This window comes from Moraxella sp. FZLJ2109, assembly GCF_024296965.1.
In the GTDB taxonomy this organism is placed as follows: domain Bacteria; phylum Pseudomonadota; class Gammaproteobacteria; order Pseudomonadales; family Moraxellaceae; genus Moraxella.
Genome location: NZ_CP101112.1, coordinates 2390452 through 2402610 on the forward strand (window position 1 = coordinate 2390452; position 12159 = coordinate 2402610).

Consider the following 12159-nt stretch of genomic DNA (forward strand, 5'->3'; position numbering starts at 1 on the left):
ACTTGCTAAAATGGATAGTTTTTCGAAGTAAATTTCTATAACTTGTTGTATTTTAATGTTTTTATTTTCATGATAAAAATTCGTTGAATATTTAATTATAAATTAAAAAGTTAAAATATCATGATATTTTCTAAATATATAAGATATTATTATTTTTACATATGTTTTTATAATTAAAAATACTGAAAATTTGGAGATTTTTCGCATCTTTCAACCTGCCTTGTTGTGGTTTTCTGATGGCAATTGACAAATTTTTGGTATAAAAAAAATCACACCATCAGTAAAATAGTGTGATTTTATAGTCGTTATCAAGTTTTCTTTCTAATCTTATCAATTTTATCAATCAATCTGGCAGATTCATCTGCGAAGTATCAGGATTTAATCCAAAATAAAACACCACCGTTGCCACAAGGCTATTGACCACGATAAACGCCCAGTCAAAGCCGTCATGATCAAGGATAAATCGCCCAATCAGCGCCGAGACACCAAGCATAATCACAAAGCAAGTGATGAGCCATGATAGAATAATCGGATGCGTGCTGGATGTAATCTCGCCTGATTTGCGCTTGGCACGCAACAGCTTAAGATTCATCATAAAAGCGATGACATAGACAATGCTACCCATCAATAAATAACCCAAAAATCCCATGATTACTCCTTGGCTGTCGCAAGTTCGACGCGCGTGTCGTCACACGGTACTTGGTAAATCGTATTGACTGCACCCATCAGCGCGACAACATAGCTGCTATCGACAAAAGGATTGGTATTAGCAACTGCACTATCGATCTGCGCCAGTGCCATCACACCATCAGGACGCGCGATGATCTCGCCGACAACATCACTCACCGATAGATTGAGCGCGTTAGTTGAGAAGTGTTTCCAACCGTCTTTCTTAGGCTGCACAAGCAGTTTCTCAGGCTGATCCCATGTATCTGACTTATCACGCCCTTCTTTCATCTGCATGACATAGTTACCATTGTCACCACTGATTTTGATCTGTGCAGGCGCACTTTGTTCGATGGTGTAGCAGCCTTGAAAATTACTGCTTGCTGCTTGGGCGGACTGAGTAGGCTCGGCAGACTTGACAGGTGCTGATGCATCGTTCGAACAGGCGGTGAGTAGTAGCGCGCCAAAGATGGCGGCAGAACAGATTTTTGGCAAAAACATAATTTTCATGGCTTAAATAAAAGTTGTCCTATTGTACTGAAGTTTGTGCGCTTTGGCTAGTGCTGCACCTGCTTGGATTTTTCAAAATTCACTAGCACATACCCTTTATTTCAAGTAAAATAAACAGATATCTTGATGGATTGTACATTGAATTTTTTAATAAAAATCCCATCACGGGCAGCTGAATCAGCCCAAATTTACAAACCCAATGATAGAGCCCAAAGCACATTATGCCACCCAGACAAAAATCCAAATTCGAACAATGGTTTTCTCTAAGCCGACACAAGCGCCGTGCTGGCAGCGATAAAGTGGCGCAAGCACTGGCAAGTGTGGATATCGCTACGCTCAAATCGACCATCATTGATGGCGATGTCCCTATTTATACCTTTGGCTCGGATAAGGATCTGCAGACACACATCGCCAATCTACGCCAAGAGTTCATCGGCAGCCCAGAGCTGGCACATTATCACGCAAGCCTAATCGTGCTGATTCGCCGTGATATTGATGCGGTGGCAAATTTCGCCAAATTCAAGGCATTGTGGCAGACTGAGCGCGATTTTTTATTACAGACATTGAACACACGATGGCTGATCTCAGCGTGCGATACTTTTATTGATTATGATGATAACGCGACGCTACAGGCGATCTTGATGAATGCGGTGGTGCTGATCAATACGCTAAAACTACAAGAAACTGAACACCTGCTGTGTGATGTGTCCTTGCGCGAGAATGAGCAAACACGCACCCAACTACAAAACGAGCGCGTCACCTTATTTGATGGCACATCAGCATTCGCCGTCGGTACCGATGACAGCATTCGCAATATGCGCTGGCGACTGGATAAAGTGTGTGGCAGCCATGAGCTTGGGCAAATCGTCATCGAAATTTTTGAGCGATTATCCAACCCAAATCACGATACGGTATATAGTCGTTTTCGCAAGCGGCACACGCGCGAACGCACACGCTGGTGGTAAGTATGAAAATTTTATTGATCAATTTGGCGACATCGACTGAGCGTTTGGCATTTCAACAAGCACAATTTGCCAAGCTTGGCTTAAGCTTCGATGTCCTGCCTGCCGTGTCGGTCAATGACATCAGTGATTCAGCGTATCAGCGTGACGCATTTGGGTGGCAGCGACCGCTTCGAAAGGTGGAGCTGGCGTGTTTTTTAAGCCACAAAAAAGCTTGGCAAACCGTGCTAGAACATGGCAAGCCCTGCCTAATCCTAGAAGATGATGCGGTACTGGTGCAGGATTTGGCGCAGCTATTACACGACATTGAGACTGCCACGCCTGTGGATACAGATTTGGTGAATTTAGAAGTGCGCAGCCGCAAAAAAATCATCAGCAAACGCCCTGCCGCATCTTTATTAGACGGTCAGTGCCAACTGTATCGCCTATATCAAGATCGTACAGGCGCTGGCAGCTATGTGTTATTCCCCACAGGTGCTGCCAAGCTGCTTGATCGACTACAGCACACCGCGCCTGCGATCGCCGATGGCTTTATCTGCGCAAGCTATGAGTTGAACAGCTATCAAACCGAACCTGCAATGATGATCCAACAAGACCAAATGCAAGCCTATGGGCTGACCGATGATCTGCGATTTGACTCGACCATCGGACGATCTGAACACCATAAGGTCGAATACCGCTCATGGACTGAAAAGCCGATCTTCAAAATGCGGCGCATCAGTGCGCAGCTACGCATGGGTATACGACAATTATCAGTGTTAAGCAAATCCGAACGAAGAATGATTCAACTGGATAAAGAGCGTTTTTGATGAAAAAAACCATTGTTTTGGCGATTTTTACCCTACAGGGCAATGGCGCTGAGCGTTTTGCATTGACGATTGCCAAGGGCTTGGTCAATGCAGGTCATGATGCGCACATTGTTTATTTTAAGCCAATCATTGATCTGCCTGTGCCAGATGGTGTGCAACTGCATCATTTTGACTATGCCAAATACCGCATTTTACCGAAATTTTGTCGTCCCAGTATCGCGGCGCGTGCTTTTGACCATTTTGTCAAGACACGCATTGGCACGCCTGATTTGGTATTATCAAATCTTTATCCTGTGGATTTAATCCTGCACAAAAGCCAATTGCCTAATGTACATCTGGTGATTCATAACACCATGAGTGCTGAATATCACCATGCAGATAAAGCAATGATCAAGCACTTACAAAGCATTTATCTTGCCAAGCCCTGCATCGGTGTCAGTCAAGGCGTGAGTGATGATTTTGTAAAATTGTTTGGTGATCAATCACAAATCCAAACCATCTACAACCCCATCGATGTGCAGACTATACAAGCTGATGCTGATACATTTGACATCGATCAGCGTAATTATTTGGTGCATGTTGGTAAATTTAAAACACAAAAACGCCATGATATATTAATCCGTGCCTATGCCAAATCTAAGCAGCTCAAGCCTTTGGTGCTTGTCGGTACAGGTGAGCTTAAAACAGAATGCGAGCAGTTGGTCAATACACTTAATCTACAGGACAAAGTGATTTTTTCAGGTTTTCAAAAAAATCCTTATCCTTGGATCAAATACGCCGATGCAATGATTTTATCATCAGACTTTGAAGGTTTGGGCTTGGTAATTTTGGAGGCGTTAGCACTTGGCACGCCTGTAATCAGCACCGACTGCCCATCGGGGCCTGCTGAGATTTTACCGATGAATAATTTGGTACCTGTACAAGATATTGATGCTTTGGCGAATAAGATTGATGAAGTATGTGAAAAACCTGTGAAGTTTCAAAGCGCTCTTCAAGAATGGTTTTACCTTGACTATGCCGCCCAAAAATATCTTAATTTGATAACACAGCACTAAAGCTTGGATAATCCATACAGCTTCATCGTCGCCAAACGCCTGCCAATATATCTACTTCTAATACAGGTACGCTTAACTTTCTGCCAAATGCTCATCTGATAAGGATGATTTCGTCCCGCAATGTCTGTATCATTCAAACATTGAAGTATGATTGGCTCTGCCAAAAAGGCCTGTCTAAGCAGGTCAGATGAGTATCGCCATGTCAGATCAATCGGATAATACATTGTTTCGCTGGTTTTGAGTAGTGATTTTGCAGCTTTTTGGGATAAAATATAGCCACTACCTAGCGCTGGTGCAAAATTGCACTCACAACAAATAAATTTATCAAAAAAATGCAATCGGTAAATCCGCCAACTACGGCGCCATTCGATCTGCCGCCATACACTGCGTGATTGCCAAAACGGTGGCCGCTCTGTCAGTTGCATGGCTTTTAGTGTGCTGAGTGCCGATTGATCAAGTCGATATGGTTCATTGGATGACAAGTTTAAAAAATCAAAGCATTGATAATGTCGTGGTTGTGACAAAAATTCAACCAATTTACGATCAATTCTAATGTCATCTTCGAGTATTAAAGCATGATCGATATCTTCATCAATCATTTTTTGCCAAATTGAACGATGAGATACCGCACAACCCATTTCGCCTTGTGTTATGGGTTTTTTAAATTGTACAATAAAACGCTCTTTATCAAATACACAAAGTTCATCATGACATAATTGCGCACCCGGAACACCCCTAATTCTCTCAAAACTCAGACCAAGCCCATCCATTTGCTGAGTAATGAAGTTCAAACGATCTGACCTGCTATCCATATTGATCACAAATATCTTCATTCATACACCATCAGAAAATACTGGAGTTTACCACTTCAAACAAACACTCAAACTGTACTAAATGCAATTTTTTTAACCAATCCATGCAAAAATACAAAATGCCATTCCACCAATTACCGCTATCAATAAAAATGGCACAAATTATACATTTTATCAATTTAGAAACATTTAAGTAATTATATTTTACACCAAATTACAATGTGCAGTCTATTAATTTTAGCGTATAATAGCAAAACTTTCTCAGTTAAATATAAACAATCTTAATTGATCAAACCAAACCAAACTAAGATCTATTTTTATTTTGGTAAACTCAATTAGCAACATTCATTTACATTAGAATAATACGGGTTTTTACATATGATCAGCACCCTTACCTTTGGACTATTTAGCAAAGAAGACACCAAAAGCTTTGTGCGTCTGATGACTTATGTCAAACCCTACAAAGCGCGTATTATTTTTGCACTTCTGGCGATCGTTGGTGTTGCCATTTCTGAAAGTTATTTGGCGGCATTTATTGCACCCTTGATCAACCAAGGCTTTGCCGCACCTGATGGCATTGCGCCGATCCAAGACGGCGATGGCTTTATTGCGACTGCCAAACACCTAAAAGACAGCTTCACCTACATGATCTGGGGGACTGAGAGCAAGGTCTGGATAGTGCCGATTTTCTTTATGGCATTGGTGATTTTTCGTGGAATTTGTCGTTTTGTCAGCCAGTATCTGATGACTTGGGTGGCGGTCGTCGCTATCAGCCATTTGCGCCGCGATATGTTTGATAAAATGCTGTCTTTGCCATCGCAGTATTATCTGGAAAATTCATCAGGTGAAGTCTTGATGAACATCGTGCAGATGGCAGAAAACTCTATCAATAACGCTAGCAATGTCTTTATCGTATTGACGCGCGATACGCTGATCGTCATTGGTTTAGTCTGTGTTTTAATCTATCTAAATTGGCAGTTGGCACTGGCAATCATGATCATGTTTCCTATCATGTCAGTCATCACGCGCTACTATCGCAATCGCCTAAAAAACATCATCAATAGCGCGCAACTATCTATCGGTACACTCAATAGCACTGTTAATGAAGTTCATCAAGGGCATCGTGTCGTCAAGCTATTTGGCGGTGAAACGCAAGCTACCAGACGCTTTGCCGGTGTCAATAGCACCATCTTACGACTGGGCAAAAAAATCATGCAAGCCACCGCAGCACGCTCTCCGATCAGCGAAGCCATCGGTTCAGCAGCATTGGCAGCGGTGATTTTTATCGCGCTATGGCAAAGCCAAAATGGCGTGACCACCATCGGTGAGTTCATGGCATTCATCGTCGCAATGATGCAGATGTTCGGTCCGATCAAAAACCTTGCCAACATCACCATTCCGATGCAGACGATGTTTTTGGCAGCAGATTCTGTCTGCGCATTCTTGGATACCGAACCTGAAAAAGACCAAGGTGACATTATGCTAATTAATGTTGCAGGAAACTTGCAATTTAGTCATGTTGATGTAAAATATCAATCAGAAAACAAAAAAGCATTGGATGATTTTAATCTATCGATCCGTGCAGGCGAAAAAGTCGCTCTGGTCGGTCGATCAGGATCGGGCAAATCTACAGCGATCAACCTACTACCGCGCTTCATCAGCCCAACTGCAGGTATGATTACCATCGATGGTGTGGATATCAATGAAGTGAAACTGGTGAATTTGCGCGCGCAGTTTTCATTGGTTTCGCAAGATGTGTTTTTGTTCGATGATACCTTGCTAGAAAATGTACGCTACTCACGCCCTGATGCCACGGAAGCCGAAGTCATGGCGGCACTTGATGCAGCTAATTTGACAGAGCTGGTTCATAAGCACCCCCAAGGACTCAATCAGCCGATCGGTGCTAATGGCGGTCAGCTCTCAGGCGGTCAGCGTCAGCGTGTCTCTATCGCGCGTGCGATTTTAAAAGATGCGCCGATTCTACTGCTTGATGAAGCAACCAGCGCTCTAGATAATGAATCGGAACGCTTGGTGCAACAAGCGCTTGAGCGACTGATGCATGGTCGTACCAGTATCATCGTCGCTCATCGACTGACTACCATCGAACAAGCCGATCGCATCATCGTCATGGATGAAGGCAAGATCATCGAACAAGGCTCACATGATGAGCTGATGGCAAAAGCTGGCTATTATGCCAAGCTTAGGAATTTGAGTACAGCTGCTCACTAGATGTTGTAACCACTTTAGGGAATATTTGTGACCAAGACCATAATACTTGTCATGCCTGCGATATCCGATTTATCGCTATTGATGAAGGATGCTCTAGAACATCTAGGCTATACAGTTCTTGATCCATTTAAATTGATCAAACCATATCGCAAGTACCCTTCCTTTTGGGCACAATGCCATGCCAAATACCGTAAGCTGTGCTTTCGTGACAGCCAAACTGGACAAAGATACAAAGAACAAGCGGCTTTTCAAGCGCTAGAAAAACACCTTCGCCATACCACTGGGGAAGTCTATGCGCTATTCATTCGCAGCGACTTATACAGCAGTGATTTTATCAAATCTGTGGCTGGCATCTGCCGAAATGGCGCTGTCGGCTATCAATTTGATGGCTTGGATCGCTACCCATCTATTTTTGATAAGATCCCCTTATTTGATCGTTTTTTTGTTTTTGACACCCAAGATGTTCAAAACAATCAATATACCCTATTACCCGCCACCAATTTTTATTTTGATCATAATATTGATCCCAATACTCGCATCGAGTATGATTTTTATTACCTAGGCGCACATCATCCATCTAGGCATCAAGTCGTTATAAACTTTGCGCAATTCATCCAAGATAAAGGTCTAAGCGCAAACCTAACCATATTTCCCTTAGGGATTCAAAACAATGCAAAGGCATATTATCCAAACCCCAATATCTCTATTTTGGATAAAATCATTCCCTTTAGTATCAATACGCAACTATCCCAAAAAGCACGCGTACTACTTGACTTTGTAATTGATGAACATAACGGCTTATCATTTCGTACCTTTGAAGCTTTGGGTTATCGCAAGAAGCTTATTACAACTAATAAAGAAATTATTCATTATGAGTTTTATCATCCAAACAATATCTTAGTTTGGGACGGTGAGAATTTTAGCAATATTGAAGAATTTCTTGAGTTGCCTTATCATGAACTACCAAATGAAATTTACCAAAAGTATAGTTTTGGTAATTGGTTACACTATGTGCTGGATAAAGAGCCTTATTTACCGATTGGTTTGCCAATTATCCACCAAGCAAAAAATACAAAAACTTTTTAACAAATCAAAGCAATGATGAACATTTCCAACAAGGGATGAAGCAATGTTGAAATTAGCACTTTTAGCAATGGTAAAAAATGAATCGGATATCATTGAGTCTTTTGTTCGCCATAATTTACAATTCGCTAATGAAATGTTTATTTTGGATAATGGCAGTACCGATAATACTTTCTTAATTCTACAACATCTCAAAGATGAAGGATTGCCCATACATCTCTTTCAGGACGCAACCACAGGTCACCAACAACAAAAACTCTCTACCAATTTGCTTCACAGCATTAAAAATCAGACTGATGCTGATGTTTTTATGTTCTTGGATGCTGATGAATTTATCTGCATTCACCCAAGCTCACCTATCTATCATCAGTCACAAGATGAGCGTAAGCAGTTTTTCACATCACAGCTTAATAAAGTTGTGCAGCGCGGTTTGTATGCCATAAAATGGTTGAATTTTCTACCCATTGATAATAATCATGATGATTATATCAACCATTTTGATGAATTTTATGAGTGTAATCAGGCGCTTTTGATTCATCAAAAGGTTATTTATGCCCGTGAATTATTGGATCAGATTACACTGTCTCAAGGCAATCACTTTTTGTATAAGAAAGACACCAATGAGCCTATTCATCAGATGGTATTTGATGATATTGCATTGGCTCACTTTCCTATTCGCTCACCAAAACAAGTCATCAATAAGATTTTAAACACCGCCATTGCAGTGAGCAGTAGAAAAATAGAAGAAGGTGAATCTTTTCACATCTTTGAAATGCAAAACAAAATCGCTGATAACAATTATCAAATCAATATTGATGAATGTCGTGAGATGGCTCGCACATATGGCATACCCCCATACTATAAAGAAGGCATTACGCATGGTTATGGCAAGGTTAACTCAGCATATACTATACAGTTAAAGTATTTACATCTTAATAACCTGAACGCTATTCATTCTTTGAGAATTGCGGCAGAAAACGCCGTCAAAAAATCCCAACATTTAGAAACCCTGCTTGAAGAAGGACAACTTAGCCTAGCTAGCAAAGATCATGAATTAAAAGCATTAAAAGCCACTTTAGATGAAGCATCAAGATCTGCGTCTAAAGAAAATCAGCAACTCAATCATCGGTTAGTTCAGCTTCAGGACAGCCAAGCACAGTACAAGCGTTTATTGCTTATTAGATTGCTTAAGCCATTTATTAAACTAGAGCAAGGCTTACACTCACTTAATCGCTATCGCAAAGCGTTTCGTATCCTGATGCGTGAAAAAGGTAGTTTTGGTAAAGCTTATCAAACAATAAGACGATATTACAAAGCCCACGGTTTTAAGCCTACTAAGGCATTTTTAAAAGATATCTTATACAAACAAAGTGGTAGCACCAATTATTGGATAGCTCAGACAGATAAAGAATTCAATCTGTCTGATGGCTTAGTGATTCTCACCACAAAACACACCCATTATATCGCCAAACTAATTGCAAATGCTCTTAAAAAAATTGATATTAATAGTAGTATTATATTTGAAAAGCCAAGCGCAGGTTATACTGATCAATGGCATATAGTCATCTGTCCGCAAATCTTTGAAAGTCTGCCACAGCATTATATCGCCTTTCAAATGGAGCAAAGCGTTTCAAGCAGATGGTTTACCGAAGACTATTTCAATAGACTTAAAAATGCTCGCTTTGTTTTTGACTATTCTCTTACCAATATTGAATATTTGCATAATCATGAAATTCCATTTGGTCAATTATACTATATGCCCATTGGGACACTATCAGAGACTAAATCAGATACCACTGTAGCACAAACTAGCTATGAATATGATGTTGCATTTTATGGCGATCCAAATTGTGATAGGAGAAAAGCATTCTTACAAAAACTTCAAGAACATTTTAATGTGAAAGTTATTTCTGAAGTCTTTGGTGATGAGTTGCATAATGAATTAAAAAAAGCCAAAATTATTGTCAATATTCATTATTATGAAAATGCACTGTTAGAAACAACAAGGCTGTATGAGTGTTTGTCGCTAGGAAAGCTTGTTGTTTCTGAAAAAGGTAGCGATCAAGATGAGCATGAAGAATTAAGTGGTATTATTGATTTTACCGATGTAGATGACATAGATGCAATGATTAGACGAATTCGTCATTGGCTAAACTCACCTAGCGAATTTGATATAAGACTAAAAGATATTATCAATTTTAAAAATCAAACCACTAAATTTGACTTTTATTTTTACAGATTTTTATTAGCACAAGACCTGCTAGACTTTGATAAATTTTATGAACTTTGTGCGAACTACATCAAGCCAATGGGTGACTTTTGGTGTTTAAGTCTGCCAGAATCTACATTGCGCCGCAAAGACTTTATCAAAGACAATCAATATGATATTTGGCTATTTACAGGGCTTAGACATCATATCGGCTGGATTGGTTGCGGTCTTAGCTATAAATTTATGATGAAAAAAGCAGAAGAGCTTGGCTTATCCCAAGTTGCTATCTGCGAAGATGATGTATTATTTTATGAAAATTTTAAAACCCGCTATGCTGATGTGATAGACACATTAAAAAATACGCACCATTATTGGGATGTATTTTCAGGTCTGATTGCGGATTTATCAGATGATACATCTATTTCTAACTCCGAAATAACATCACAACAAGAAGAGTTTTATGCCTTAAATAAACTGGTAAGCATGGTGTTTAATATTTACAATAAATCAAGTTATGCTAAAATATATCAATGGAGTCATATTAATCGCTCTGTCAATAACACTATTGACCGATACATTGAAAATCATGGTGGCATTAAAGGTTTGGTTATATCTCCGTATTTAGTCGGACATAAAGAAGATTTGGATTCCACATTATGGGGATTTAACAATGCAACCTATAGAGAAATGATTGAAAATAGTCAAAAACTACTTGATGAGAAAATTAATCAATTAAAAAATTCACACAAGGAAACCCCATGAATATCCTAATCACAGGCGGTGCAGGCTTTATCGGTTCAGCAGTGGTTCGCCATATTTTACAAACAACCGAGCATCAAGTGTTAAATGTGGACAAATTGACTTATGCAGGCAATTTAGAATCGTTATTGCCTGTATCTGACAATCCACGCTACCAATTTAGCCAAACAGATATTTGTAATCGTGCAGAAATTGAGCGATTGTTTAATGAATTTGCTCCAGATATCATTATGCACTTAGCGGCAGAAAGTCATGTAGACCGCTCTATTACGGGTTCAAGCGAATTTATTCAAACCAATATTATTGGTACTTATACCCTATTAGAAGTCGCTCGTCATTATTATCATAGTTTAAGCGATGATAAAAAGGCAACATTCCGTTTCCATCATATTTCAACCGATGAAGTGTATGGCGATTTGGAAGGGACAGACGATTTGTTTCTTGAGACCACACCTTATGCTCCAAGTTCACCATATTCCGCCAGTAAAGCCAGTTCTGACCATTTAGTGCGAGCATGGCACCGTACGTATGGCTTGCCTGTGGTGATTACCAATTGTTCAAATAATTACGGACCTTATCATTTCCCTGAAAAATTAATTCCATTAATGATTTTAAATGCGTTAAATGGCAAGCCTTTACCTGTATATGGCAATGGATTACAAATCCGTGATTGGCTCTATGTAGAAGACCATGCTCGTGCCTTATTTTTAGTGGCAACCACGGCAAAAGTCGGTGAAACTTACAATATTGGCGGACATAATGAGCAGAAAAATATTGATGTGGTCAAAGCCATTTGTGAATTATTAGAAGAGCTTGCACCAAATAAACCGACAGGTGTTGCTCAATATGCAGATTTAATTACTTATGTCAAAGACCGCCCTGGACATGATTTACGCTACGCCATTGATGCTAGTAAAATTGGGACAGATTTAGGCTGGACACCACAAGAAACCTTTGCTACAGGCTTGCGTAAAACCGTGCAATGGTATTTGGATAATCAAGAATGGGTCGGGCACGTTCAAAGTGGTGAATACCAAAACTGGATTAACAAGCAATATCAATAAG

10 protein-coding genes are annotated in these 12159 nt (G+C 40.1%); 7 read left to right on the forward strand and 3 right to left on the reverse strand.

The features are described from left to right. Nucleotides 1-343: 343 nt before the first annotated feature. Together NKU06_RS11370 and NKU06_RS11375 are read right to left on the reverse strand one after the other, a co-directional pair. The gene (locus NKU06_RS11370; protein ID WP_254731241.1) at nt 344-649 is read right to left on the reverse strand and encodes a hypothetical protein; all 306 of its coding nucleotides are present in this window, start codon (nt 647-649) and stop codon (nt 344-346) included. Nucleotides 650-651: 2 nt separating this feature from the next. After that, nucleotides 652-1167 (reverse strand): hypothetical protein, encoded by a 516-nt coding sequence (locus tag NKU06_RS11375; RefSeq protein ID WP_254731244.1) that lies wholly within the window; start codon nt 1165-1167, stop codon nt 652-654. Nucleotides 1168-1397: 230 nt separating this feature from the next. On the opposite strand from NKU06_RS11375, the gene NKU06_RS11380 reads away from it, so the two are divergent. Genes NKU06_RS11380 through NKU06_RS11390 form a run of 3 tightly spaced genes read left to right on the forward strand, consistent with a single transcriptional unit; the run spans nt 1398 to nt 4002 of the window. Then, on the forward strand, nt 1398-2141 hold the full coding sequence (locus NKU06_RS11380) for a hypothetical protein (protein WP_254731247.1): 744 nt from the start codon (nt 1398-1400) through the stop codon (nt 2139-2141). A gap of 2 nt (nt 2142-2143) precedes the next feature. Then, nucleotides 2144-2947, forward strand: coding sequence for a glycosyltransferase family 25 protein (locus NKU06_RS11385; protein WP_254731250.1), 804 nt, complete (start codon nt 2144-2146; stop codon nt 2945-2947). Beyond that, nucleotides 2947-4002, forward strand: a complete 1056-nt coding sequence (locus NKU06_RS11390; RefSeq protein ID WP_254731253.1) for a glycosyltransferase — start codon at nt 2947-2949, stop codon at nt 4000-4002. The genes NKU06_RS11385 and NKU06_RS11390 overlap by 1 nt, the downstream gene beginning before the upstream one ends. On the opposite strand, the gene NKU06_RS11395 is transcribed toward NKU06_RS11390, so the two are convergent. Continuing rightward, entirely contained in the window at nt 3999-4835 is an 837-nt protein-coding gene (locus NKU06_RS11395) for a glycosyltransferase family 25 protein (RefSeq protein ID WP_254731256.1), read from the reverse strand. The two genes, NKU06_RS11390 and NKU06_RS11395, sit on opposite strands and share 4 nt — an antisense overlap. A 357-nt stretch (nt 4836-5192) precedes the next feature. Between NKU06_RS11395 and msbA the strand changes: the two genes are divergently transcribed. Genes msbA through rfbB form a run of 4 tightly spaced genes read left to right on the forward strand, consistent with a single transcriptional unit; the run spans nt 5193 to nt 12158 of the window. Then, nucleotides 5193-7043, forward strand: a complete 1851-nt coding sequence (msbA, locus tag NKU06_RS11400; RefSeq protein ID WP_254731259.1) for a lipid A export permease/ATP-binding protein MsbA — start codon at nt 5193-5195, stop codon at nt 7041-7043. 27 nt (nt 7044-7070) lie between these two features. Continuing rightward, nucleotides 7071-8129, forward strand: coding sequence for a hypothetical protein (locus NKU06_RS11405; protein WP_254769561.1), 1059 nt, complete (start codon nt 7071-7073; stop codon nt 8127-8129). A 43-nt stretch (nt 8130-8172) separates the two neighbouring features. Continuing rightward, nucleotides 8173-11097, forward strand: coding sequence for a glycosyltransferase family 2 protein (locus NKU06_RS11410; protein ID WP_254731265.1), 2925 nt, complete (start codon nt 8173-8175; stop codon nt 11095-11097). Continuing rightward, complete coding sequence (rfbB, locus tag NKU06_RS11415; protein WP_254731268.1) at nt 11094-12158, forward strand: dTDP-glucose 4,6-dehydratase; 1065 nt, start codon at nt 11094-11096, stop codon at nt 12156-12158. Before NKU06_RS11410 ends, rfbB begins: the two co-directional genes overlap by 4 nt. Nucleotide 12159 lies beyond the last annotated feature (1 nt).

Bases quoted from the DNA above. Each gene is read 5' to 3' on its own strand.
- NKU06_RS11370 (WP_254731241.1), bottom strand. From the start codon at position 649: ATGGGATTTTTGGGTTATTTATTGATGGGTAGCATTGTCTATGTCATC.
- NKU06_RS11375 (WP_254731244.1), bottom strand. From the start codon at position 1,167: ATGTTTTTGCCAAAAATCTGTTCTGCCGCCATCTTTGGCGCGCTACTA.
- NKU06_RS11380 (WP_254731247.1), top strand. From the start codon at position 1,398: ATGCCACCCAGACAAAAATCCAAATTCGAACAATGGTTTTCTCTAAGC.
- NKU06_RS11385 (WP_254731250.1), top strand. From the start codon at position 2,144: ATGAAAATTTTATTGATCAATTTGGCGACATCGACTGAGCGTTTGGCA.
- NKU06_RS11390 (WP_254731253.1), top strand. From the start codon at position 2,947: ATGAAAAAAACCATTGTTTTGGCGATTTTTACCCTACAGGGCAATGGC.
- NKU06_RS11395 (WP_254731256.1), bottom strand. From the start codon at position 4,835: ATGAAGATATTTGTGATCAATATGGATAGCAGGTCAGATCGTTTGAAC.
- msbA (WP_254731259.1), top strand. From the start codon at position 5,193: ATGATCAGCACCCTTACCTTTGGACTATTTAGCAAAGAAGACACCAAA.
- NKU06_RS11410 (WP_254731265.1), top strand. From the start codon at position 8,173: ATGTTGAAATTAGCACTTTTAGCAATGGTAAAAAATGAATCGGATATC.
- rfbB (WP_254731268.1), top strand. From the start codon at position 11,094: ATGAATATCCTAATCACAGGCGGTGCAGGCTTTATCGGTTCAGCAGTG.